Here is a 23,798-nt window from a genome sequence, read left to right as displayed (position 1 = left end):
CCTGCACCGCGCGGACACCTGTGTCCCCCGGCACGACTACCATTGACACCATACGAAGGGGAGCGGGTGTGAACGACCTCATCGACACCACGGAGATGTATCTCCGCACGATCTACGAGCTCGAGGAAGAGGGCGTGGTGCCACTGCGCGCCCGCATCGCCGAGCGTCTCGGCCAAAGTGGACCGACGGTGAGCCAGACCGTCGGCCGCATGGAACGCGACGGCCTGGTGATCGTGGCGGAGGACCGCCACCTCGAGCTCACCGAGCAGGGCCGCAACCTCGCGATCGCCGTCATGCGCAAGCACCGGCTCGCCGAGCGCCTCCTCGTGGACATCATCGGGCTCGAATGGGAGCACGTGCACAGCGAGGCATGCCGCTGGGAGCACGTGATGAGCGAGGCGGTCGAGCGCAAGCTCGTCAAGCTGCTCGGCAACCCCACCACCTCGCCCTACGGCAACCCGATCCCCGGCCTCGACAAGCTGGGCGACGGCGAGCCCGCCCCGCCCGCCGAGGCGGACCTGGTGCGCGTGGACGAGGTGGCCCGCCGCGGCGGTGGCCGTGTCGAGGTGCGCCGCATCGCCGAGCACGTCCAGCTCGACCCGGATCTGATGGCCGAACTGAAGGACGCCGGCGTGGTGCCCGGCGGCACCGTGGAGGTCGAGGCGCTGGGTGGCGCCAAGGTCGTCCAGGTGCGCGGCGGCAACGGCCACGTGGCGGAACTCGACCCCGCGGTCGCCCACGCCGTCCTGGTGCTCGCCCGGTGACCCAGGCGTCGGCCCCGGCGGCGAAGGCGGCCGAGGCTTTCGAGCGCCTGCACGGGCGCACTCCCCAAGGGGTCTGGTCGGCACCGGGCCGCGTCAACCTCATCGGCGAGCACACCGACTACAACGACGGCTACGTGCTGCCGTTCGCGTTGCCCCACCGCATCGCGGTCGCGGCGTCGCCCCGTGCCGACGGTCTGCTGACCGTCAGCACGCTCGGCGACGACGGCGGGGTGCAGGACGCGGCGCCGGTCGTGGTGGCCGACCTAATCCCAGGCACCGTCAAGGGGTGGGCCGCGTACCCCAGCGGAGTCGCCTGGGCCCTGCGTGAGCAGGGGATCGCCGTCACCGGCGGGGCGGACCTCGTCATCGCGGGCGACGTTCCCGCGGGGGCCGGTCTCTCCTCGTCGCACGCCCTGGAGTGCGCGGTCGCCCTCGCGCTGCTCGGCCTCGCCGGCGTCGACGCCGAGCGGCCGGACATCGCCCGTTGGGTGCAGCGCTCCGAGAACGACTTCGTGGGCGCGCCAACCGGCATCCTCGACCAGACTGCATCGCTGTGCTGCATCGAAGCGCACGCGCTGTTTTACGACGTGCGCTCCGGCAAGCCGGAACAGGTCGCGTTCGACGCGGCTGCCAGCGGCCTCGAGGTGCTCGTCATCGACACCCGCGCCAGCCACTCCCACGTCGACGGCGGCTACGGCGCCCGGCGGGCCGGCTGCGAGCGGGCCGCCGGCATCCTCGGCGTCCCCGCGCTGCGCGACGTCGACATCGCCGAGCTCGACGACACGCTCGTCCGGCTGCCCGAAGAGCTGCGTCCGCTGGTGCGGCACGTCGTGACCGAGAACGACCGGGTCCTGCGCACCGTCGAACTGCTCCGCGCGGGCAAGCTCGCCGACATCGGCACCCTCATCTCGGCCTCGCACGCGAGCCTGCGGGACGACTACCGGGTCTCCTGCCTGGAGCTCGACGTCGCCGTCGACTCCGCCATGGAGGCCGGGGCGCTCGGCGCCCGCATGATCGGCGGCGGCTTCGGCGGCTCGGCGATCGCTCTCGTACCAGTCGAGCGACGCGACGAGGTCGAACGCCGGGTGCTCGCCGGCTTCGCCTCTCGATCGCTCACCCGGCCGAGGCTCTTCACGGCGGTTCCGTCCGCGGGCGCGGGCAGGGACCGGTAGCGAAAAACGATCCTGACTAGGAATGCGAGGACTGTGGTGAAGCTGCTCGTCACGGGCGGGGCCGGATACGTCGGCAGCGTCTGCGCTGCCCGGCTGCTCGAAGCTGGCCACGAGGTGGTCGTCCTCGACGACCTCTCGACCGGCCACGAGGACGCCGTCCCTGCGGGAGCGCGCTTCATCCGGGGCGACATCGCGGAAGTGATCGGCGACGTCCTCGCGGAAGGGTTCGACGGCGTTCTGCACTTCGCGGCGAAGTCCCTCGTTGGCGAGTCCATGCAGGACCCCGGCAAGTATTGGACGGGCAACGTCCTCACTGCGATTCGTCTGCTCGACGCGATGAAGGATCACGGCACGCCGAAGCTCGTCTTCTCCTCGACTGCCGCGACGTACGGCGAGCCGCGCGAGGTGCCGATCCCCGAGAGCGCCCCCACCGCGCCGACGAACACCTATGGCGCCACCAAGCTGGCCATCGACCACGCGATCACGTCGTACGCCGCCGCGCACGGCCTGGCGGCGACGAGCCTGCGGTACTTCAACGTCGCCGGCGCCTACGGCAGCATCGGCGAGCGGCACGCGACCGAGACCCACCTGATCCCGCTCGTCCTCCAGGTCGCGCTCGGGCAGCGGGAGCACATCTCGATCTACGGTGAGGACTGGCCCACCGAGGACGGCACCTGCATCCGCGACTACATCCACGTCACGGACCTCGCGGACGCCCACCTCCTCGCGCTCGACCACGCCACCGCCGGCGAGCACCGGATCTACAACCTCGGCAACGGCACCGGTTTCTCCGTCAAGCAGGTCATCGACACCTGCCGCGAGGTCACCGGCCACCCGATCCCCGCAGTCGTCGCGCCGAGGCGTGCCGGCGATCCGGCCGTCCTCGTCGCCTCCGCCGAGCGGGCCCGCACGGACCTCGGCTGGAAGCCCGAGCGCGCCGACCTCGCCGGCATCGTCCGTGACGCGTGGGAGTTCACCCGCGCCCGGCACGGGGCCTGAGCCGGCATGACCGACTTCGCTGCCTTCGAAAGCTACAACGCCACCCCGCGGCTCGCGTCGCTCGCGCTGTCCCCGGACGGCACACGGCTCGTCACCGTCGTCTCCTCGCTCGCCCCGGACGGCAAGACGTGGCAGGGCGCTCTCTGGGAGATCGACCCCACCGGCGAGCGGGAAGCCGTCCGGCTCACCCGCTCCGCCAAGGGCGACTCCTCCCCCACCTTCGCGCCCGACGGATCGCTGCTGTTCCTGTCGGCTCGCCCGGACCCGCTCGCGAAACCGGGCGAGAGCAAGGAACAGAAGGCGCTGTGGCGGCTTCCAGTCCACGGTGAGGCCGCCGAGGTCCTGCGGCCGGGCGGCGGAGTCGGTCATCTCCGCGCGGCGGGCGAGACGGTGATGCTCACGTCGTCGGCGTACCGCTTCACGGAGTTCGGCGGCGAGGACGACGCCAAGCGCAAGGCTCGCGAGGACGCCGGCGTGACCGCGATCCTGCACGAGTCGTACCCGATCAGGTACTGGGACGCCGACCTCGGCCCGAGCTACCCGCGGCTGTTCTCCGTGCCGCTCGGCGACATCACCGCCGAGAACGTCACCGCTCTCAGCGAGGACACCGAAAGCCGGCTCAACGACGAGGACATCGCGCTCAGCCCGGACGGGAAGTGGGCTGTCTACGCCCACGACGTGGACGTCAGCGCCTCCTACGGCCGCCGGACCGAACTGCGCCTCGTGGCCACGACCGGTGGCGCCTCGCGCACCATCGCGTCCGAGGAAGGCTTCTCCTTCTTCGACCCCGCCTTCACCCCCGACGCCACCGCGGTGATCGCGATCCGGTTCGAGGAGTCCACTGTGGACTCGCCGTACCGGCGCAGCTTGGTGCGCATCGACCTGGCGGACGGCTCGATCACGCCACTGGCGCCAGACTTCCAGGAGGAGCCGGACCACCCGGTGGTCAGCCCGGACGGGTCGGCGGTCTTCTTCGCCGCCAGCCACCTCGGCCACCAGCCGGTGTGGCGGCTGGACCTCGCGACGGGCGAGGTCACGAAGCTGACGCTCTCCGGCTACTACAGCGACGTGGTCGTGAGCCCGGACGGCAAGACGTTGTACGCACTGCGCAACTCGATCGACCACCCGCCACAACCAGTGCGGTTCGCCACGACCGGAGCCGACCAGGACCCGGAACGCTTGCGTGCTCCCGGTTCCGTCGCCGCGGTGCCCGGCACCGTCACGGAGATCTCCACGGTCGTCGCCGACGGCAGGACCGTCCGCTCCTGGCTGGTGCTGCCCGAAGGCGCCTCCGCCGACTCCCCCGCGCCGCTGCTGCTCTGGGTCCACGGCGGCCCGGTCATGAGCTGGAACGGCTGGAGCTGGCGCTGGAACCCGTGGCTGATGGCCGCCCGCGGCTACGCAGTCCTGCTGCCCGACCCGGCGCTGTCCACCGGGTACGGCCCCGACTTCATCAAGGCCGGGTGGGGCCGCTGGGGCGCCGAGCCCTACACCGACCTCATGGCCATCACGGACGTCGCCGCCGAGCGGGCCGACATCGACGCCTCGCGGACCGCGGCCATGGGCGGGTCCTTCGGTGGCTACATGGCCAACTGGATCGCCACCCAGACCGACCGGTTCCGCGCGATCGTCACCCACGCCTCGCTGTGGCACCTCGACGCGTTCTCCGGCGGCACCGACAGCTCCTACTTCTGGATGCGGGAGATGGGCGACCCTCTCACCCAGCCGGAGCGGATCCTGGCCAACTCTCCGCACCTGCGGGTCGCCGACATCAAGACCCCGATGCTGGTCATCCACGGGGACAAGGACTACCGGGTTCCCATCGGCGAGGGGCACCGGCTGTACTTCGACCTCGTCCGCCACGGGGTCAACGCGAAGTACCTCTACTTCCCGACCGAAAACCACTGGATCCTCACCCCCGGAAACTCTCGGGTCTGGTACGAGACGGTGTTCGCTTTCCTGGCCGAGCACGTCCTGGATCAGGACTGGGAACGGCCAGAACTGCTCTGATCACGACCGACGAGCAAGCGACGGGCGCTGTCGAGGTACTTCCTCGACAGCGCCCTCAGCTCCTCGGGCGGCATCGCGGCGCTGATCGCGGCACGAAGCAGTCTCGCCAACGCGTGGCCCGGCAAGGCTTCGTCCGCCGCGTCGAGCGCGATGGACGCGATCCCGCCATCGCCGCGGTGGTAGGCGAAGAACGCCAGCAGGCACGCGGGTTCTGCGCGTTCGGGTGCCGGACACGCTCTCGTGAGCTCCAGCCACAACCGCTCGGCCTGCCTGGCGTTGCCCTCCGCCGCGAACCCCAAGCTCGCGTCGCGCACCTCGGGCAGCGTCAACGCCTGCGCCAGCGCCACGATCTCCTCGTCGGGCAACGGGCCCTTGCGGTCCTCCACAGCGTGGATCGCTTCGCGAACCCGGCGCAGTTCGGTGCCGGGATCGAGTTCGAGAGAGGTCTCCGCGAGTTTGTCGAGCATCGCGGATCTGCGTTCCAGCGCCTCGGGCGGATCATGCGCGGCGATCGCGGCCATGGCGGCTCGCGACTCGAACGTCACGTTGCCGTCGTGTGCCGACGCGACAGCCACGGCTGACACTTGCGGGTCTGGCAACGTCCCGTGGCAGTCGACGTCGATGTAGCAGAGCCAGGGCGCGTCTTTCTCACACGACGGCAGCCACACCGCCTCAACGACGTCGATACCCACGCCACCGAGCTTGTGTCTGAGCGCGGACACCAACGGTTCGTGCGGCAGTTCCTCTGGCATGTGTGATGACGGTGCGCAGACGACCGCGAGGATGACCTCGGTCGCCTCGTGTTCCAGCAGCGGCGTCTCCAGTTGTGCCGCTAGCGCGCCCCTATGTCGTGGACGGGGCAGGTCGACGCGCATGGTCATGCTGATCAGGCTGTCCTTCAGCACCAGCACGACGAGTGAGTCGGCGGGGTGGAACCCCATCAGGTGCGGGATCGCGGCGTAGAGGTCGCCGGCGCCACGGACGCGGATCGGTTTGGGGAGGGTGGTGGGCATGGGCCCACTTTGTCGGGTTGGGTGGGTGGGTGAGCTGGGGTGTCGCGAAGTTGTGGATTACTCGGTGGTTGTGGACAGGTTGAGATCTTGGACCGCTCCGATGAGCGGTTTTGTCGGGGGTGGGTGCTAGGTTGCCGCGCTGCGGTCCCTGCTCTCAGGACCGCAGCGCGGCGTCACATCAGAACGTCTGGAACAAGGCGCGCCAGCCGCCGACGACCGGCAGCTCGACCTTGGTCCGGGCGAGGTCCAGCGACAGGCCGACACCCGGCTTCGGGCGCAGCGTGTAGTCGTAGTCGCTGGAGATCAGCACGAACTCGAGCCGGTGACCGGCCTTCAGGACGTAGTCGTCCGGGACGATCGGCACGTCGACGTCGTAGAACTTGCCCGGCTTGATCGGCGACGTCTTGTCCGGCCGCTCCCGGTTCTGCGGGTCGGTGGAGCCGCGCGTGATGACGTGCGACTTGCCGTCCGGGGCACGGTCGACGAGCAACGTCGTCACATTGGCAGCGGGCCGGTCGAACGCGATCCGCAGGTGCGCGGTCGACTTGCCGGACAGCCGCAACGGCTTCTGCGTCGGCTCCGTCGTGTAGGACAGGCGGTGCGGTGAGGTGGCCTGGTCGATCAACGACTCCGCCGTCTTCGTCGCGTCGTCGGTCAGCTTCTCCACGCCCTTACCGGGACGCACCCCGAGACCGCCCTTGGCCGAACCGCCCGCGGTCAGCCGCAGCTGCACGTCGGACGTGCCGGGAGCCGGCCAGTCCTTCTCGTCGACCCACGTCTTGTCCTCGCGCTGCAGGGTCGCCTTCGGCTCCTTGTCGACGCCGTTGCGGTGGCCCCAGAGGTACTGGGTGAACCAGCGGTTCAGCGTGCGCCGCCACTCCACCGAACGCAGCGTGTCGGCATCCGTGTGCCCGGACTGGTGCAGCCAGATCTTGCGCGGCACACCGTTCTTCTTGAGCGCCTCGTACCACTGCTCGACGTGCGTCATCTTGACGTTCCAGTCGTTGAGCCCGTGGACGGCGAGCACGGCCGCGCGGACCTTGCGCACGTCGTTGAGGTAGTTCCGGTCGTCCCAGAACTTGCTGTAGTCGCCGGTGATGCGGTCCTGGTCCTTCGCGATCTCAGCGATGATCGGCTTGCAGATCTCCCGGTCCGCGCGCGTGTAGACGTACTCCGCGAGCACGTCGGCGTCCTCGCCCTGGAACGTGCCGGGCGCGACGACGGCGCCGTCCGCGCGGTAGTAGTCGTACCAGCTGGAGATCGCGGCGATCGGCACGATGGCTTCCAGACCGCGCACACCCGTGGAGGCGACGGCGTTGGGCAGCGTTCCGTTGTAGGAGACGCCCATCATGCCGGTCTTACCGGTCGACCATGTCGCCTTGATCGCTTCGCCCGTGGCAGTACGTGCCGACGCACGGCCGTTGAGCCAGTCGACGACGACGCGCGCACCGATCGTCTCGTTGACGTCGCCCGTCGTCGGGCAGCCCGTTGACTTGCCGGTGCCAAGCGATTCCGCGTAGACGACGGCGTACCCGCGCGAGATGAAGTAAGCCTCGTAGCGAGTCGAGATGATCGGGTTCGGGCCGACTGCGGCGGCGACGCGCTCGTCGGCGGAAGCCTTGAGCAAGCGGCCGTTGCGCTTGTCAGGCACATACAGTTCGACGTCGACGTTGTGGTTGGCAACGTCGTTACCGCCCGAGAAGTACGGGCTGACCATGTAGACGACGGGGACCTTGAGACCGCGTTCGGTGGCACGCGGCCGGACGACCTCGGTGTAGACCTCGTCGTCCTTGCCGTCGCGGTCGCTGTCGACCGGTGCACGGACCCAGAGGCTTTCCTTCACCACGTCCTTCGGGTCGAAGACGGGTTGCGCCTCGCCGTCTTTGAACACGGGCCCTTCGGCGGCCTGGGCCGTCGCGGGCAGGAATGGCAGGACCAGCACCGCTGTCAGCAGTGCAACTCTTCGTGCGCCCCTCACGAGGCACCCCCAATGCGGACCAGAGACAGGGATTTCGCCCTGCACCCTTCCCCTTGACTGCAAGACATGTCACCCGTCGATCGGCTCTTGACCTGAGAGCATGGACCGTGCACATTTCCGACTTCGTCCACGCGCTGCCGAAGGCCGAGCTGCACGTCCACCTCGTGGGCGCGGCTTCCGTCGACACCGTTCTCGCACTCGCCCGCAACCACCCCGACGGGCCGGTGCCGACCGACGAGGCCGCACTGCGGAAGTTCTACGAGTTCACGGACTTCCGGCATTTCATCAACGTCTACGGCGTCGTCAACGACCTCGTCACGACTGGCGATGACATCCGCACCCTCGTCGTCGGATACGCCCGCGACGCCGCGCGAACCAATATCCGATATGCAGAGGTGACCGTCAGCGCGACGAGCCACCTGCGAGCGGGCATCGCGCCCGACGAACTCGTCGAGGCTCTCGAGGCTGGACGCGCCGAAGCTCTGGCCGTCTACGGCGTGACGTTGCAGTGGATCTTCGACGTCCCTGGGATCTGGGACCGCGACTGGGGCATGACGTCCGCGCGGTACGCGACGGAGTACCGCCCTGAAGGACTGGTCGGGTTCGGGTTGGGCGGCTTCGAGTCGGACTCGCCTCGGGCGAAATTCCGGGAAGCGTTCGCGATGGCGCGTGACGCCGGGCTGCACATGGTGCCGCACGCCGGCGAGACGATGCCGCCCAGCGAGATCTGGGCTGCGTTGCGCGACCTGAGGGCCGAACGGATCGGGCACGGTGTCAGCGCGGCGCAGGATCCCGAGCTGCTGCGGCACCTCGCCGGCGAGGGGATCGTCGTTGAGGTGTGCCCGATGTCGAACATCCGCACCGGTGCGGTGAAGTCGCTGGACGAACACCACCTGCCGCGGCTCGTGGAGGCCGGGGTGCCGGTGACGATCAGCACCGATGACCCCGGCATGTTCCACACCGATCTCGACCGCGAGTACCTGCTGTGCCACGAGCGGTTCGGGTTCGGTCGCGACGAACTCGCCGGCCTCGCACGGGCCGGGGTGCGAGCGTCGTTCGCACCGGCCGAGCTGAAGGACCAGTTGCTGAAGGAGATCGACGCCCTATGAGTGGTGCGTGTGTGGTGACGACGACCGTCGACTCCGACGAGGCCGCGGAGGCGTTGGCGAAGGGGATCGTCGAGGCGCGGCTCGGCGCGTGCGTGCAGATCGCGCCGATTCGCAGCGTCTACCGATGGGACGGCGAGGTGCGCGTCGACGCGGAGTGGCAGTGCGTCGTCAAGACGTCCGCCGCCCGCGTCGACGACCTCGTCGCCCACATCAAGGTGCATCACACCTACGACACGCCCGAGGTCATCGTCACCCCCGTGGTTGGGGGCAACGACGACTACCTCGCGTGGGTCTCAGAGGAGACCTCTTAGATGACGCGGCAGCGGCTCGGTGTGCAGGACACCGAGTCGTTGCGTCGCCCTCGTCAACGCCACGTACAGCTCGCTAGGCGACATCCGTTGCGGCTCGACGACGAGGACGACGTCGAACTCCAGACCTTTCGACGCGCGCGGCGGCATCCAACCCTCGCCGATGACCGCGATCGTGCCGCTGTTGCGTGCAACGGCGTGCGCGTCGAGTTCGTCGTGCACCGCTGCCGATATATCAGGCACGCGGCGGGCCCACGGGCGAACGCCGGTCGCGCGCACCGACGTCGGCGCCGACGCGTCGGGGTCGACGAGCTTCAGGACCGGGGTGGCGACGGCCATGATCTCGCCGGGTGTGCGGTAGTTGACCTCCAGCCTGCGGTAGGTGAACCGGTCGAACACCGAGCCCCAGCTCCGGACGCCGCCGGCGGCCTGGCGCTGCGCGAGGTCGCCGACGATGGTCATGGACCTGTTGGGACATCGGCGCAGCAGCACGCGCCAGTCCATTGCGGACAGCTCCTGTGCCTCGTCGACGACGACGTGTCCGTAAGTCCACGTACGGTCCGAGGCGGCGCGCTCCGCGAGAGTGCGGTGATCACGCACCTCGTTCCGAGCGGCCAGCACTTCGGCGTTGACGAAGTCGGTGACGATGTACTCGTCGCTGTCAGCGCGCTTGTCGATCGACAGGACGTCCATCACGCCGCGGGCGTATTCGAGTTGTTCCTCCTCCTCGCGCTTTGCGGCCCGTTCCGCGGCGCCGTCCGAGCCGAGCAGTTCGTCGAGTTCGTCGAGCAGCGGTATGTCGGACACCGTCCACGCCTCGGCGTCCTCGCGGTACAGCTCTGGCACCCCGATGCGGAAGCACCGGCCCGCGTACAGGTCGGCGAGCAGCTGCGTCGGCGTGAGCTGGGGCCACAACCGGTCGACGGCGTCGCGCAACGCCGAGCTGTGGCGCAGCTCGTGCCGCACGTCCTCCTCGATCTCCGGCCAGTCGACGCCGATCTGCCGCAACGCCGGCGCGACGAGCTCCTCGGCGAGCGCGAGGAAGAAGTACTTGCGGGCGACGTTGTGCGGCAGCCCGTAATAGCGAGTCTTCTCTCGCGCGACGGCGGCGATGTGCGCGTCGAGCGGGACGACGACGTCCTCGAGTTCGATGTCGATGGGTTCGTCGGGGAGCTCCTGCCGGTCGGCGACGGCGACGGCCAGCAGGTCCAGAACTGATATATCGCCTTTCAGTCGTTGCAACGACGGGTCGGCGTCGACGTCGGCGACAACACCGGGGTAGAGCTCGCCGGGCGTCGCGAACACGACGTCGGTCTCCCCCAGCGACGGCAGGACGTCGCCGACGTAGCGGAGGAAGCCGGTGTTCGGACCGACGATCAGCACGCCGTGCCGCGACAGGCGTTCACGGCGCGTATACAGCAGGTATGCCACGCGGTGCAGCGCCACGGCCGTCTTGCCGGTGCCGGGCCCGCCCTCGATCACGAGCACGCCGCGGCCCGAGTAGCGGATGATCTCATCCTGCTCGGCCTGGATTGTCGAGACGATGTCGCGCATCGTCTCGGTCCGCGGCGCGTTGAGCGCGTCGAGCAGGGCTTTCGTGTCGGTCAGCAGTTCGTCGTCGTGGAAGTCGCGCAACTCCCGATCACGGACACGGAAGTGCCGACGCAGCACCACGCCTTCCGGGTTCGCGGCGGTCGCGGTGTAGAACGGCCGCGCCGCCGGTGCACGCCAGTCGAGCAGCAGCGGTTCGAAGTCGTCGTCGAACAACCCGACCCGCCCGATGTACGTGCATTCGCCTTTCTCCAAGTCGATACGGCCGAAGCACAGCCCCTCCTCCGCCGCCCGGTACTTCCCAACCTGCCTGGTCAAGAAGTCGACGGCGGCGTCGCGGTCCTGCCTCTGCGTGTCCCGCAGCGCGTCCGCAAGTCCGGCGGCCGCTTTGTTCCGTTCCTGATCGAGCTTTTCATACAGCGAGGTGATCCGTGCCTGTTCGCTCGCCAACACCTTGCCCCCTGTGATACAATAGTTCTGTCTTCCCGGAAAATTCATTCCGAAAATACAAAGCCATTCTTTGTATCACAGTTCATCCGCGCACGGCACCCTTTGCCAGATCCGCGATGAAATTGCGTGCGCCGATGAGGAAGACGATCAGAAGCGGGATCACCGCGAGCAGCGTCCCCGCCATCACCATGCTGTAGTCGGTGTCGTGCGTGCGGTTGAGCTGGCCCAACGCGACCTGCAGCGTCACCGCGTCCGGGTCGACCAGGACGACGAGCGGCCACAGGTAGTCGTTCCACACGCTGATGAACGTGAAGATCCCGAGGAACGCGAGCGCCGGCCGCACCACCGGCAGCCCGACGTGCCAGTACTGCCGGAAGAATCCGCAGCCGTCCAGCCGCGACGCCTCCAGCAATTCGTCGTGCACCGCGCCCGAAATGTACTGACGCATCCAGAAGATGCCGAACGCGTTGATCACCGCGGGCACGATCAGCGCTTTCAGCGACCCGACCCAGCCGAACTGCGCCATCACCACGAACTGCGGGATGGCCGAGAGCTGCGGCGGGATCATCATCGTGCCGAGCAGCAGCACGAACAGGGCGTTGCGGCCGGGGAAGCGGAACTTGGCGAACGTGAAAGCCGCGAGCGAGTCGAACAGCAGCACCAGCACCGTCGCACCGACGGCCGCCAGCACCGTGTTCAGCATCGACCCGAAGAAGTCGATCTCCTCGAACACCTTGTCGATGTTGGCGAGCAGTTGATCGCCGGGCGTCAGCGCGGGCGGGAACTTGAGGATGTCCTCCGTCGCGTTGGTCGCCATGACCACCATCCAGTAGAACGGGAACAGCGACACCAGCACGCCCAGGACCAGCACGACGTGGCGCTTCACGACCTCTCCCCTCGCTGCACGAGACGCCAGTTGATGATCGAGAACAGCAGGATGACCACGAACAGGCCGACGCCGATCGTCGCGCCGTAGCCGAAGTCGTTGTGCTTGAACGCCTGCTGGTAGAGGTAGAGCACCATGGTCAACCCGGACTGCCCCGGCCCGCCCTCCTCGCCGACGAGGATCTGCGCCTCGGTGAACGTCTGCAGCCCACCGATCGTCGACGCGATCACGGTGAAGAGGATCACCGGCTTCATCATCGGGATCACGATGCGCCACAACGCCTGCCACCGGCTCGCACCGTCCACAGTGGCCGCGTCGAGCACCTCACCCGGGATGGCCTGCAGCCCGGCGAGGTAGATGATCGCGTTGTAGCCGGTCCACTGCCACACGATCAGCGCCGAGATCGAGACCTTGATGCCCCACTCGCTCGTCAGCCACGGGACCGCGCCCGCACCGATCCACTCCAGCACGGCGTTGATCAGGCCGAAGTGGCTGCTGAAGATCGAGCCGAACACGATCGCGACGGCCACGAGCGACGTCACGCTCGGCACGAAGTAGGCGATCCGGTAGAAGGTCGTGAACCGCACCGACGAGTGCAGGACGTAGGCGATGACCAGGCCGAGGAACAGCGTCGGCACCGTTGACATCACCCATATCTCAAGGGTGTTCACGAGAGAGAGCCAGAAGATGTCGTCGGTGACCAGGAACTTGAACTGGTCGAGCCCGACGAACCTCATCTCGCCGATGCCGTCCCACGTGTGGAACGCGAGGTAGCCGAGGAACACCATCGGGAACAGCCCGAACACGCCGAACAGCAGGAAGAACGGCGAGATCGCGAGGTACTGCGGCAGGTACTTCCTCATTTGAGCCCCACGTGGTCGGCGATCCTGCGGGCCTTGTGCTGCACGTCGCGCCACGCCTCCTCGGGTGGTTTGCCGACGGTCTCGACGTTGGCGAGCTCGTCGTAGAACAGTTGCGCGAGCCGCGGCTCCCACGGGCTCATGTAGGCGACCGCCACCTGCTTCGCGGACTCGGCGAACGTGTCGACGATGATCTGGCCGCCGAAGAAGTCGTCCGGCTGGCGCAGGTCGGGGCTCGCGAACGCGTCCGGTGTGGACGGGAACAGGCCGAGGTCGAGGAAGCCGCGCACCTGCTGTTCCGGCGTGAGCAGCCAGGTGATGACCTCGAACGCCTTCTCGGGTTCGCGGCAGTACCTGGTGATGCTGAGGAACGAACCTCCCCAGTTCGCGGCGCCACCGGGAGTCGGCGCGACCCGCCAGAGTCCCTTCGAGTCCGGCGCGCCGGACTTCAGGTCGGCGGCGGCCCACGACGCACCGATCATGCTGGCGACCTCGCCGGTCGTGAGGGCGGCGTTGACGTCGGGGCTGCCGTCCTGCATGGCGGCGTTGATGCCGAGTTGATGCGCCTTGATCGCCAGGTCCCAGGCGTGCCGGACGTGGTCGTCGCCGCCGATATATTGCTTGTTCTCGTCGACGAGCTGGCGCTTCGACTGCGCCATCGCCATGTTGTAGACGATGCGCAGGTTGAGGATCATCGACGCGTCTTGCTTCATGGCGACGCCAGCGTCGAAGTAGTCCTCCCAGGTGCGGATGCTCGCCGCGTTGACGCCGTGGCGGTCGAAGACGTCCTGGCGGTAGTAGAGGCCGGTGGGGCCGGTGTCGATCGGGAAGCCGATCATGCGGCCTTCCGCGGTGATGCCCTGCTGCCACTTCCAGTCGAGGTACTGCGGTTTGAACGCGTCCGCGCCGAGGCTCTTCAGGTCAGCGAACTGGTCGGCGTTGGGGAAGAACGCGGAGATGTCCTCACCCTTGAGACCGGTGATGTCGGGGACGTGCGAGCGGCCGGCGAGGTTCGTCATCAGCTTCGCCTTGAACTGCGCGCCCGCCTTCAACGGCCGCAGGCCGGGAAACCTCGTCGTGGCCTCCTCCAGCGACTTCTCGCTCAGGCCGCCGGACCACATCCAGAGCGTCATGCCCTCACGGGTCTCGGTCGCGCATCCTGCTGCGGCCAGGCCCATCAGCGCGAGGAACGTCCTCCGCCTGACGCCGCTCATGACACTTCCGCCAGGGTCGGGGCCGCCGTCGCACCGCCGGGGCGTTGCACCGAGATCGCGGCCGCCCTGTTCGCGAAGGTGAGACGTTCTAGCAGGGGCATGCCCGTCAAAGTCGCGTGCACGAACGCCGCGCCGAACACGTCACCGGCTCCCGTGCTGTCAACGCAGTCAACGTTGATTCCCTCAACCTCGGCATGTTCACCAGTCAAGTTGTCCACTGCTAGCGCACCGCGTGCACCTCTCGTGACGACGGCGATCGGGACGACGTCGGCGAGCTTCTTCAGTGCAGTCCACGGCGTGTCGGTACGCGTGTAGGCCATTGCCTCCACCTCGTTCGGGAGGAACGCGTGACAGTGCTCGAGCTGGCGCAACAGTTCAGGACGCCACTGTTGCGTCGGGTCCCAGCCGACGTCGGCGAAGACCAGGCCGGGAAGATCGGAAACTGATATATCGGCGACGGGGTCGAGGTGGACGATCGATGCTTTCGTCGACGGCCTCGTCGTCTCGAGTGCGGGCGGTGGCGTGCCGTGAGTAATGAGGGCGCGGTCGTCGTCGTAGGACAACGCGACAGTCACCGGCGTCGCCCAGCCCGGGAAGCGGCGTGAGTACGTGAGGTCGACGCCTTCGTCGGCGAGGAAGTCCCAGCAAAGGGCGCCGTGGGCGTCGTCGCCGAACGCCGCCGCCAGCACCGGCCGGGTTCCGAGACGGGCGAGTGCGACGGCGAAGTTCGCGATGCCTCCCGGTCCGCTCGCCATCCCGCCGGTCCAGAGCTCTTCGCCCGGCGTAGGCGGTTTCGGCAGTCCGGTGAAGACGAGGTCGTAGAAGAGCAGTCCGGACAGGTAGACATCGTTGTCATCCCCGACGTGGCGCACGCTGCCCCCTTCCAAGGTTGCGCAAGAGCGTGCGCCAGACGTGCACAAGTTGGCAAGAGTTTGCTCAACTCTGCTCGACTTTGGTTGTACGGTGGCCGCATGCTTCCCCAGAGCAGACGCGAGCTGATCCTGCGCACCCTGCGCGCGGACGGGCCGAGCGAGGTGCGCTCGCTCGCCGACAAGCTCGGCGTCAGCCAGGCGACGATCCGCCGCGACCTCGAACAGCTCGACGCCGACGGCAAGCTGACTCGGGTGTACGGCGGGGCCATGACGCTCGATGCCGGTGACGGCATCAACAGCGGGGACGTCAACAGCGACGACATCGACGACCCGTTCGCCGAAGTCGCCACCGAACGCGCGGAGGCCAAGGACGCCGTCGCGCGCGCGGCCGCGGCGATGGTTCAGGACGGCGAGACCGTGCTGCTCGACATCGGCACCACGATGCACCGGCTCGCTCATCACCTCCACGGCAAGCGGATCACCGTCATCACGAGCAACCTCGCCGTGTTCGACGAGCTGCGCGACGACGCCGACGTCGAGCTCGTCCTGCTCGGCGGCATGGTGCGGCGGCGCTACCACTCGCTGGTCGGGTTCCTCACCGAGGACAACCTGCGGCAGGTGCACGCGGGCCGGCTCTTCCTCGGCACCAGCGGCGTCCGGGACGACGGCGCCGTCATGGACACGACGCTCGTCGAGGTGCCGCTCAAGCGGGCCATGATCAAGGCCGCGGACCAGGTCGTGCTCGTTGCGGACGGTGGGAAGTTCCCCGGCGTCGGCGTCGCACGTGTTTGCGGACCCGACGACCTCGACGTCGTCGTCACCACCGCGTCGGCCGATCCGGCGACGCGGCTAGCACTGCAGGAAGCCCGAGTGGAAGTGGTTGAGGCATGAAGCTGGTCATCCTGGGCGGCGGCGGCTTCCGCGTGCCACTGGTATATCGCGCGCTGCTCGCCGACCGGTCACCCGGCCGGGTCACCGAGGTCGTGCTGCACGACCTCGACGCTTCACGACTCGGGGCCGTCGCCGGTGTTCTGGCCGCGCTCGCGACTGATATATCGGATGCGCCGGCCGTGACGACCTCGACAGATCTGGACGAAGCACTGCGCGGGGCCGACTTCGTGTTCTCCGCGATCAGGGTCGGCGGACTCGACGGGCGCGCGGCCGACGAGAGCGTCGCCGCGGGATGCGGCGTGCTCGGACAGGAGACCGTCGGCGCCGGCGGCGTTGCATACGGGCTGCGTACCGTTCCCGTCGCGCTCGACATCGCACGTCGTATATCAGTGCACGCGCCGGACGCGTGGGTCATCAACTTCACCAACCCCGCCGGCATGGTCACCGAGGCGATGTCGGCACACCTCGGCAACCGCGTCATCGGCATCTGCGACTCCCCCGTCGGCCTTGGCCGGCGCGTCGCGCGTGCGGTCGGCGCCGACATCGAGGACGCCTGGCTCGACTACGCCGGGCTCAACCACCTCGGCTGGTTGCGGGGCGTGCACGTGCACGGGCGCGATGTGCTGCCGGACCTGCTCGCCGACACCGAACGGCTGGAGTCGTTCGAGGAGGGCAAGCTCTTCGGCGCCGAGTGGCTGCGGACGTTGGGCGCCATTCCGAACGAGTACCTGCACTACTACTACTTCACGCGCGAGGCGGTGGAGTCCGGCGCGTCGCGCGGGGCGTTCTTGCTGGAGCAGCAGAAGCAGTTCTACGCGGCGCCGTCGCTGGAGAGCTGGGAGCGGACCCGCCTCGAACGCGAGCAGACGTACATGGCCGAGACCCGTGACGACGAACGCGACACCGACGACCTCGACGGCGGCGGCTACGAACAGGTCGCGCTCGACCTGATGCACGCCATCGCGTCCGACAAACGCACCACGTTGATCCTCAACGTGCCGAACAAGACAACGTTGTCATGCCTGGACTCCGACGCCGTCGTCGAGGTGCCGAGCCTCGTCGACGCCAACGGCGCGCGCCCCGTCGCGGTCAGCCAGGTGCCCGACGAGGGCGTCGGACTGGTCACCGCGCTCAAGGTCGTCGAGCGCGCCACCATCCGGGCCGCGATCAGCGGCGAGCGCGCGCACGCCGTGAAAGCGCTGGCGCTGCATCCGCTCGTCGACTCCGTCACCGTCGCTCGCAAGATCGTCGACAACCACCCGTTCCTGTCTGGAGCTTTCCGTGCACGATGATCGGCAGCGCGTCGAGGACCGGTTGACGCGAGCGTTGACGACCCGAGTCGTCCCGGCGACATATCAGTCGTCCGTGCCGTTCACCGTCGAGATGTGGCGGGTGCCGGACGAGCCGATCCCGTTCGCGCAGGCGATGAGCGATGCCGAATGGGAGCCGTTCGAGATCGGCGACCGCTGGGGTGCACCGTGGTCGACGACGTGGTTCCGGGTCCGGGCGAATGTGCCGCCAGAGTGGAGCGACAGGCGGGTCGAGGCCGTCTTCGACCTCGGGTTCGAGGACGCGTGGCCCGGCAACCAGGCCGAAGCACTCGTCTATCTGCCCGACGGAACGCCGGTCAAAGGCATCGCGCCGCGCAACAAGCACGTTCCGATATCCGATATATCAGTCGAGTTCGTCATCGAGGCCGCCGCCAACCCGGACATCCTCAAGCACGACTTCCAGCCAACGCCGTTCGGTGACAAGAAGACCGCCCCGCCAGCTCCGATGTACCGGTTGGACAAGGCCGAGCTCGCGGTGCTGAACGAGACCGTCTGGCACCTGAGCCTCGACCTGGAGGTCCTCCGCGACCTCATGCTGGAGTTGTCCCTCGACGACCCGCGCCGCCACGAGATCCTGCGCGCCATCGAACGTTCACTCGATGTCCTCGACCCGCACGACGTCCCAGCGACAGCGCAGCAAGCACGCGACGAACTCGTCGACGTCCTGAGCAGGCCGGCACACGCGAGCGCGCACACGTTGTCCGCCATCGGCCACGCCCACATCGACTCCGCGTGGCTCTGGCCGCTCCGGGAGACCGTCCGCAAGGCGTCCCGCAGCTTCGCGAACGTCACCTGGCTCGCCACCGAGTACCCGGAATTCGTGTTCGCCGCCTCCCAGGCCCAGCAGTACGCGTGGGTCAAGGAGAACCAGCCGAAGATCTACGAACGAATGCAGGAGGCCGCGAAGAACGGCCAGTGGCGCCCCGTCGGCGGCATGTGGGTCGAGTCCGACGCGAACCTCCCTGGCGGCGAGGCCCTCGCGCGGCAACTGACCCACGGCAAGCGCTTCTTCCTCGACGAGTTCGGCGTCGAGTGCGAGGAGGTGTGGCTGCCCGACTCCTTCGGCTACACGGCCGCGTTCCCGCAGCTCGCCACGCTCGCGGGCGCGAAGTGGTTCCTCACCCAGAAGCTGTCGTGGAACCAGACGAACAAGCTGCCGCACCACACGTTCTGGTGGGAGGGCATCGACGGCAGCCGCGTCTTCACGCACTTCCCGCCGGTCGACACCTACAACGCGGAGATCCTCGGCAAGGAGCTCTCCCACGCCGTCCGCAACTACGCCGAGAAAGGCCGCGGTACGCGTTCGCTGCTGCCGTTCGGGTTCGGCGACGGCGGTGGCGGCCCCACCAGGGACATGGTCGAGCGGGCAAGGCGCCTGCAGAACCTCGAAGGCTCTCCCAAGGTCGAGATCGAACCGCCGCACGAGTTCTTCCGGAAGGCCCAGGCCGAGTACCCGGACGCTCCTGTGTGGACCGGCGAGCTCTACCTGGAGCTGCACCGCGCCACGTACACGACACAATCGCGCACCAAGGCCGGCAACCGCCGCAGCGAGCACCTACTACGTGAAGCCGAGCTGTGGGCCGCTACTGCTTCCGTCTACAACGGATACGAGTACCCGTACGACGAACTCGACGCGTTGTGGAAGACCGTGCTGCTGCACCAGTTCCACGACATCCTGCCCGGCAGTTCCATCGCGTGGGTGCACCAGGAAGCGGAGCAGACCTACGCGGACGTCGCGGAACACCTCGCCAAGATCACGCGCCAGGCACAGGAGTCACTCGGCGGCGGCGTGTTCAACACGAGCCCACGCGATCGCAACGAAGTCGTCTTGCACGACGGCGAACCGGTCTTCGTGACGGCGCCAGCGTCCGGTATCGGCACTAAGAGCGAACCCACGAACCCAGTCGTCATCAACGGCCGTGTGCTCGACAACGGGCTGGTGCGCGTCGCGTTCAACGAGAACGGCCTGATGACGTCGGTCGTCACGAACGGCCGTGAGGTCCTCGCCGGGCCAGGCAACCTCCTCCAGCTCCACCCCGACTTCCCGAACTACTGGGACGCCTGGGACATCGACGCCCACTACCAGCGCAAGCACACCAACCTCGTCGACGCCGACGAGGTGACGTTCGAGAGCCACGGCCCGCTGCGCGCCACGGTCAGGGTCGTCCGCTCGTTCGGCCGTTCCAAGATCACCCAGCTGATCTCGCTCAACGCCGGTTCCCCGCGGATCGACGTCGACACGGCGATCGACTGGCACGAGTCGGAGAAGATCCTCAAAGCCGCGTTCCCGCTGGACGTCCACGCCGAACGCTCCGCAGCGGAGATCCAGTTCGGGCACGTCCACCGCCCCACCCACACGAACACCAGCTGGGACGCCGCGCGGTTCGAGGTGTACGCGCATCGGTGGGTGCATGTCGCCGAACCGGGCTTCGGCGTGGGCGTGATCAACGACTCCACCTACGGCCACGACATCACACGGCACGGACGCGCGACCGTCGTGCGGTTGAGCCTCGTGCGCGCGCCGCACATTCCTGACCCGCACGCGGACCAGGGCCTGCATCGGTTCACCTACGCGCTGCTGCCGGGCGCAGACATCGGCGCAACTCTCGCGGAGGGCTACGCGCTGAACCTGCCGTTGCGCGTGTTGCCGGGCAACGCCGAACACCGCCCGTTGGTGTCCACCGACTCCGACGCGGTGGCAATCGAGTCTGTGAAGCTCGCCGATGATCAGTCCGGCGACGTCGTCGTCCGGTTGTACGAGTGCCTCGGTGGACGCGCGCGGTTCACGCTGACGCCCGGTTTCGAGTGCGTGCGCGCGCAGGTGACAGATCTGCTCGAACGACCGCAGCAAACCGTGTCGCTCGAGAACATCGAGCTGCGACCGTTCCAGATCATGACGCTGAGGCTGGAAACGGAAAAATGAGTGAAGCCGGGGCGGTGTCCGCGCTAGCTTCCGAAGCGTGGACACCACTCTGTTGCGGCAGCTGAACGAGGACATCTGGCACCCGTTCCGGCTCGCCTACGCGAATCTGGACGCGCCGGCGTTCCTGGGCCTCCACGCGCCGGAGCTGATCCGCGCGGGCGGCCAGGCACAACAGGTGTTCGGGTTCGAGGAGTACTCGGACCAGACCACGAAGTGGTTCGCCGAGCTCGCGGGCCGCGGCAGCAGGGTCGCCATCTCGTTCCGTTTCGTCGAGCGCATCGCCGCCAAGGACATCGCGAGCGAGCGCGGCATCTTCCAGATCCTGTCGAAGCGGGCCAACGGTGACGAGCGCACGTTCTACGGCCGCTTCCACACATATGCGCGCCCCACCGGCGGAAGGTGGCGCATCTGCGTCGACTACGACACCGACGAACGGTCAGCGACGCTGGAGGAGGAGTTCCTCGCGGCGGCCGATGTCGACGACGTCGAAGCGTTCAGCGCACAGGACGTGACCAAGCCCTGATGCCGGGCCGTGGCGCCCTTAACTACGCTCGTCTGCAAATGGACACCACCAACTCTCGCCGCGTGCCGCTCGTGATGGGCATCGCCGTGCTCGTGCTGCTGCTGGACCAGGCCACGAAGTTCTGGGCCGAAAGCGCGCTGACCGGGCGCGCGCCGATTCCCGTGCTCGGGGAGTTCCTGCAGCTCAGGCTCCTCTACAACCCCGGCGCCGCGTTCTCGATCGGCGCGGGGTCGACGTGGATCTTCACCATCGTCGCGGCCGTCGCCGTCGTGCTGCTGGCGCGGTACGGCATGCAGCCGCAGACGAAGCTTCGGGCGGCGGCGCTCGCGTTGATGCTGGGCGGCGCGACGACGCACCTGCTCGACCGGCTGTTCCGGCCGCCGGGTTTCGCGCGCGGGCACGTCGTCGACTTCCTCGACTACAACGGCTGGTTCGTCGGCAACGTCGCGGACATCGCGCTGGTCTGCGGCGCGATCCTGCTCGTGCTGCTCAGCTTCCAGCCGACGAAGCAGCCTGCTTCGTGAGCGTGTCAGCGCGGCGGGTCGTCTCGGGCAACCGGTAGCGCGGGGCGAGGCGCAGCACCTCGGCGCACGCCCGGTCCAGGTCGATCTTGTGGCCGACCGACACGAACACCGGCTTCACGCCGTCCTGCGTCCGCAACGCCCGTCCGACGACCTCGCCGTCCATCGAGAGGTCGCTCATCGACCCGCGGGCGTGGCCGGGCGGGTCGAAGGCGCCCATCGCGTTCTTCGCGACCCCGATGCTCGGAATGCCCGTGTGCACGCCCAGATGGCACGCCAGCCCGAACCGCCGCGGGTGCGCGAGCCCTTGACCGTCCGCGACCAACAGGTCCGGCGCGACGGTCACCCGATCGAGCGCGCGCAGCAACACGGGCATCTCCCGAAACGCGAAGAGCCCGGCAATATATTGGAAGTCCGTGGTGTCCTCGACAACGACCTCGTCGAGGACGACCAGCGCCTTTGCATCGAACACCACGCAGACGCCCGCAACTGCGTCATTGCCACGGTAGCCGACGTCCAGGCCCGCGACGGTGTCTATGCGCAGGTCAGGGGCACTGGTGGTGATCACCTGGGTGCGCAGGCGTTCTTGCATCGCGACGGCGTCGTCAACCGTTCTGGGCCACTCCACGGGCGACAGTGTGCCGTGACGCGTCGTAGTGGGCGGCGAGGAGGTCGTCGCCGAAGTCACCCGAATGACGACGCCAGACCGTGTGGACGTGGTTGGCCTCGTTGGCCGTGTTGTCGTACTCGATGAGCAGTTCTGGGCCCTGGATGCGGTAGTAGTGGCCTTCGCCGCGGCGCAGCGAGCCCTCCCACGAGAAGTGCAGGCGTTCTGGGTCGATGCGTGCGAACTCCTCGTCGGCGAGCTCGAACGCGAGCCGGTCGAGGTAGAAGCGGACGATGTCGACGAGCAGCTCCCCCGCCGGCTTGCCGAGCTGCGCAGGCGTCACACCGACTGGGTCGGACGGGCTGACGCGCGGCGAGTTGCCGGTCTTGATGTCGTGCGGCGCGGTGTCCGAGACGACGGCCAGGCGGCGTGCGGTCGGGCCCATGCGGTCGAGGAGCTCGCGGGCGAGCTCCTCTTCGAGTCGCAGCGGCTGGCCGACCACGTGGCCGCGATAGGTGACGCGAGCAGGGTTCGCGCCGAGGAAGAACGGCGTTGCCGAGACACGGCCGTCGGCGACGACGACGTTGACCGACAGGTGGTGCCCCTCGACGCGCCACCCCCATGGTTCGTCGCCGCCGGGCGTGCCGAAGAGCACCGTCCAGAAGTCGCCGTTGTGCCGATCGCGGTGCCCGCCCTCGCGGTGGTCGAGCACGTCCTCCAGCGCCATCACTGCCGCGGCCTGCGCGTAGGCATGCGGGCTGAGCACCGTCGCGAGCATGCCGTGCACGGCCTTGCGCTGGTCTCGCCGGAGTTCGCCGAGCACCAGGCCCGGTCGTGCACCGGGCGTGTACGCCCAGCGGTGCCTCAGGTCGTCGTCGGTGACCGCGCGAATCGCGTGTTCGCGCTGGTCACCGGCGAGGGAACTAATATATTGGTGCGTGGCGTCAGCGACGTCGTGCAGCATCATTCGAACTTATAGGCCTTGAGGTTGCGAAGCAGCAGGTAGCAGTTCTGCAGCGAGCCCGAGGTGTCGCCCAGCGAGCGGTAGATGCCCCACTTCGGGCGCAACCGGTCGTCGAGCCACGTGTCGACGTTGTTCTTCGTCGCGTCGAGCACAATGCGGCCGCCCTCGCGGACGACCCAGCGAACGCGCCCCGTGCCGTTGCCGACCTTGATCTCGACCTCGGTGTCGATCCACTTGTTGTGCAGCGGTTCGAGGTCGACGTTGCCGACGAGCACGTTGCCCTCGGTGATCTTGAACTCGATCTTCTGCACACCGCCGGTCCGGCGCAGCGACATGACTGTCACGGGCGCGGAGCCGAGGCCGGGCATCTTCGTCTGCATGATGTGGGTGAACGAGGTCGTCGACTTCAACGAGCTCGGGATGAACATGGAGTAGGTCCACTTCCACGTCTCACCGTTGCCGACGTCGAGGTTCTGGCCGCCCGCCTTCATGCCGCGGACCTCGTTGCGCTGCCGGTCGGTCGACGTGTCCCGGTCGCGGGTGTGCATGTCGAAGCGGTAGTCGCTGCCCGACGCGTAGATGTGCTTCGTGCCCGGATGCGAGCCGGCCCGGTCGTCCTCGATGCCCTCGAAGGCGCCGAGCCCGTCCTTGTTCGCCTGCGGACTCCACTTGAGCTTCCAGGTCGCCGCCTGAGCGAGCCCGGAACCAGTCATGAGCAGCGGGACAGCCGCCGCGCCACCGATCAACGCCGAACGCCGAGAGATCTCCACGCCCGTTCCTCCCCAACATCCATGGCGGCGGATTTAGGGAAAAGGTCTGCACCCCTTCGGGTTGCGGGCGTGATCACATCAC

General features: G+C 68.1%; 21 protein-coding genes. 11 read left to right on the top strand and 10 right to left on the bottom strand.

Translation table 11 applies throughout. The features are described from left to right. Positions 1-68: 68 nt before the first annotated feature. From LFM09_RS31550 to LFM09_RS31535, 4 genes are read left to right on the top strand one after another with little or no spacing between them, the layout of a single operon-like run. Positions 69-764 carry an iron dependent repressor, metal binding and dimerization domain protein gene (locus LFM09_RS31550; protein ID WP_414100216.1) on the top strand — a complete coding sequence of 232 codons (696 nt, stop codon included), beginning with the start codon at positions 69-71 and terminating at the stop codon, positions 762-764. Next, positions 761-1,936 (top strand): galactokinase, encoded by a 1,176-nt coding sequence (gene galK, locus LFM09_RS31545; protein ID WP_414100215.1) that lies wholly within the window; start codon positions 761-763, stop codon positions 1,934-1,936. Before LFM09_RS31550 ends, galK begins: the two co-directional genes overlap by 4 nt. A 36-nt stretch (positions 1,937-1,972) precedes the next feature. Beyond that, on the top strand, positions 1,973-2,935 hold the full coding sequence (gene galE, locus LFM09_RS31540) for a UDP-glucose 4-epimerase GalE (protein ID WP_414100214.1): 963 nt from the start codon (positions 1,973-1,975) through the stop codon (positions 2,933-2,935). 6 nt (positions 2,936-2,941) lie between these two features. Beyond that, the gene (locus tag LFM09_RS31535; protein ID WP_414100213.1) at positions 2,942-4,945 is read left to right on the top strand and encodes a prolyl oligopeptidase family serine peptidase; all 2,004 of its coding nucleotides are present in this window, start codon (positions 2,942-2,944) and stop codon (positions 4,943-4,945) included. Here LFM09_RS31535 and LFM09_RS31530 read toward each other — a convergent pair. Both LFM09_RS31530 and LFM09_RS31525 read right to left on the bottom strand, forming a co-directional pair. Further along, positions 4,915-5,958, bottom strand: a complete 1,044-nt coding sequence (locus LFM09_RS31530; protein WP_414100212.1) for a DUF4192 domain-containing protein — start codon at positions 5,956-5,958, stop codon at positions 4,915-4,917. The two genes, LFM09_RS31535 and LFM09_RS31530, sit on opposite strands and share 31 nt — an antisense overlap. Positions 5,959-6,136: 178 nt before the next feature. Continuing rightward, on the bottom strand, positions 6,137-7,936 hold the full coding sequence (locus LFM09_RS31525) for a Xaa-Pro dipeptidyl-peptidase (protein WP_414100211.1): 1,800 nt from the start codon (positions 7,934-7,936) through the stop codon (positions 6,137-6,139). 107 nt (positions 7,937-8,043) lie between these two features. Between LFM09_RS31525 and add the strand changes: the two genes are divergently transcribed. Together add and cutA are read left to right on the top strand one after the other, a co-directional pair. Beyond that, positions 8,044-9,045 carry an adenosine deaminase gene (gene add / locus LFM09_RS31520; protein WP_414100210.1) on the top strand — a complete coding sequence of 334 codons (1,002 nt, stop codon included), beginning with the start codon at positions 8,044-8,046 and terminating at the stop codon, positions 9,043-9,045. Next, a complete protein-coding gene (cutA, locus tag LFM09_RS31515; RefSeq protein WP_414100209.1) occupies positions 9,042-9,356 on the top strand; it encodes a divalent-cation tolerance protein CutA in 315 nt (104 codons plus the stop codon). The genes add and cutA overlap by 4 nt, the downstream gene beginning before the upstream one ends. On the opposite strand, the gene LFM09_RS31510 is transcribed toward cutA, so the two are convergent. From LFM09_RS31510 to LFM09_RS31490, 5 genes are all read right to left on the bottom strand, one after another. Further along, the gene (locus LFM09_RS31510; RefSeq protein ID WP_414100208.1) at positions 9,339-11,357 is read right to left on the bottom strand and encodes a UvrD-helicase domain-containing protein; all 2,019 of its coding nucleotides are present in this window, start codon (positions 11,355-11,357) and stop codon (positions 9,339-9,341) included. The genes cutA and LFM09_RS31510 overlap by 18 nt on opposite strands. A gap of 79 nt (positions 11,358-11,436) precedes the next feature. Continuing rightward, positions 11,437-12,240 (bottom strand): carbohydrate ABC transporter permease, encoded by an 804-nt coding sequence (locus LFM09_RS31505; RefSeq protein ID WP_414100207.1) that lies wholly within the window; start codon positions 12,238-12,240, stop codon positions 11,437-11,439. Next, positions 12,237-13,103, bottom strand: a complete 867-nt coding sequence (locus LFM09_RS31500) for a carbohydrate ABC transporter permease (RefSeq protein WP_414100206.1) — start codon at positions 13,101-13,103, stop codon at positions 12,237-12,239. Before LFM09_RS31500 ends, LFM09_RS31505 begins: the two co-directional genes overlap by 4 nt. Further along, positions 13,100-14,314: an ABC transporter substrate-binding protein gene (locus LFM09_RS31495; RefSeq protein WP_414100205.1), complete on the bottom strand. Its 1,215-nt coding sequence runs from the start codon at positions 14,312-14,314 to the stop codon at positions 13,100-13,102. The genes LFM09_RS31500 and LFM09_RS31495 overlap by 4 nt, the downstream gene beginning before the upstream one ends. Next, complete coding sequence (locus LFM09_RS31490; protein ID WP_414100204.1) at positions 14,311-15,186, bottom strand: carbohydrate kinase family protein; 876 nt, start codon at positions 15,184-15,186, stop codon at positions 14,311-14,313. Before LFM09_RS31490 ends, LFM09_RS31495 begins: the two co-directional genes overlap by 4 nt. Before the next feature lie 99 nt (positions 15,187-15,285). Here LFM09_RS31490 and LFM09_RS31485 point away from each other — a divergent pair, with 99 nt between their 5' ends. The 5 genes from LFM09_RS31485 to lspA are packed head-to-tail and all read left to right on the top strand — an operon-like array spanning position 15,286 to position 21,378. Then, the gene (locus tag LFM09_RS31485; RefSeq protein WP_414100203.1) at positions 15,286-16,077 is read left to right on the top strand and encodes a DeoR/GlpR family DNA-binding transcription regulator; all 792 of its coding nucleotides are present in this window, start codon (positions 15,286-15,288) and stop codon (positions 16,075-16,077) included. Then, positions 16,074-17,369: a 6-phospho-beta-glucosidase gene (locus LFM09_RS31480; protein WP_414100202.1), complete on the top strand. Its 1,296-nt coding sequence runs from the start codon at positions 16,074-16,076 to the stop codon at positions 17,367-17,369. Before LFM09_RS31485 ends, LFM09_RS31480 begins: the two co-directional genes overlap by 4 nt. Then, complete coding sequence (locus LFM09_RS31475; protein WP_414100201.1) at positions 17,359-20,331, top strand: alpha-mannosidase; 2,973 nt, start codon at positions 17,359-17,361, stop codon at positions 20,329-20,331. The genes LFM09_RS31480 and LFM09_RS31475 overlap by 11 nt, the downstream gene beginning before the upstream one ends. Before the next feature lie 37 nt (positions 20,332-20,368). Further along, a complete protein-coding gene (locus tag LFM09_RS31470; protein ID WP_414100200.1) occupies positions 20,369-20,854 on the top strand; it encodes a YybH family protein in 486 nt (161 codons plus the stop codon). 38 nt (positions 20,855-20,892) lie between these two features. After that, positions 20,893-21,378 (top strand): signal peptidase II, encoded by a 486-nt coding sequence (gene lspA / locus LFM09_RS31465; RefSeq protein ID WP_414100199.1) that lies wholly within the window; start codon positions 20,893-20,895, stop codon positions 21,376-21,378. Here the strand turns inward: lspA and LFM09_RS31460 are convergent. From LFM09_RS31460 to LFM09_RS31450, 3 genes are read right to left on the bottom strand one after another with little or no spacing between them, the layout of a single operon-like run. Beyond that, positions 21,344-22,003 carry an endonuclease V gene (locus tag LFM09_RS31460; RefSeq protein WP_414100198.1) on the bottom strand — a complete coding sequence of 220 codons (660 nt, stop codon included), beginning with the start codon at positions 22,001-22,003 and terminating at the stop codon, positions 21,344-21,346. The two genes, lspA and LFM09_RS31460, sit on opposite strands and share 35 nt — an antisense overlap. After that, positions 21,981-22,946, bottom strand: a complete 966-nt coding sequence (locus tag LFM09_RS31455; RefSeq protein WP_414100197.1) for a DUF3500 domain-containing protein — start codon at positions 22,944-22,946, stop codon at positions 21,981-21,983. The genes LFM09_RS31460 and LFM09_RS31455 overlap by 23 nt, the downstream gene beginning before the upstream one ends. Then, complete coding sequence (locus LFM09_RS31450) at positions 22,946-23,716, bottom strand: Tat pathway signal sequence domain protein (RefSeq protein ID WP_414100196.1); 771 nt, start codon at positions 23,714-23,716, stop codon at positions 22,946-22,948. The genes LFM09_RS31455 and LFM09_RS31450 overlap by 1 nt, the downstream gene beginning before the upstream one ends. Between the last annotated feature and the right edge of the window lie 82 nt (positions 23,717-23,798).

Source organism: Lentzea alba (assembly GCF_047445655.1).
Classification (GTDB): Bacteria; Actinomycetota; Actinomycetes; order Mycobacteriales; family Pseudonocardiaceae; genus Lentzea; species Lentzea alba_A.
This window is presented reverse-complemented; position numbering and strand designations above follow the sequence as displayed.

Coding starts and splice junctions, on each gene's coding strand:
- LFM09_RS31535 (WP_414100213.1), top strand. CDS start 2,942: ATGACCGACTTCGCTGCCTTCGAAAGCTACAACGCCACCCCGCGGCTC.
- LFM09_RS31530 (WP_414100212.1), bottom strand. CDS start 5,958: ATGCCCACCACCCTCCCCAAACCGATCCGCGTCCGTGGCGCCGGCGAC.
- cutA (WP_414100209.1), top strand. CDS start 9,042: ATGAGTGGTGCGTGTGTGGTGACGACGACCGTCGACTCCGACGAGGCC.
- LFM09_RS31500 (WP_414100206.1), bottom strand. CDS start 13,103: ATGAGGAAGTACCTGCCGCAGTACCTCGCGATCTCGCCGTTCTTCCTG.
- LFM09_RS31495 (WP_414100205.1), bottom strand. CDS start 14,314: ATGAGCGGCGTCAGGCGGAGGACGTTCCTCGCGCTGATGGGCCTGGCC.
- LFM09_RS31485 (WP_414100203.1), top strand. CDS start 15,286: ATGCTTCCCCAGAGCAGACGCGAGCTGATCCTGCGCACCCTGCGCGCG.
- LFM09_RS31480 (WP_414100202.1), top strand. CDS start 16,074: ATGAAGCTGGTCATCCTGGGCGGCGGCGGCTTCCGCGTGCCACTGGTA.
- lspA (WP_414100199.1), top strand. CDS start 20,893: ATGGACACCACCAACTCTCGCCGCGTGCCGCTCGTGATGGGCATCGCC.
- LFM09_RS31455 (WP_414100197.1), bottom strand. CDS start 22,946: ATGCTGCACGACGTCGCTGACGCCACGCACCAATATATTAGTTCCCTC.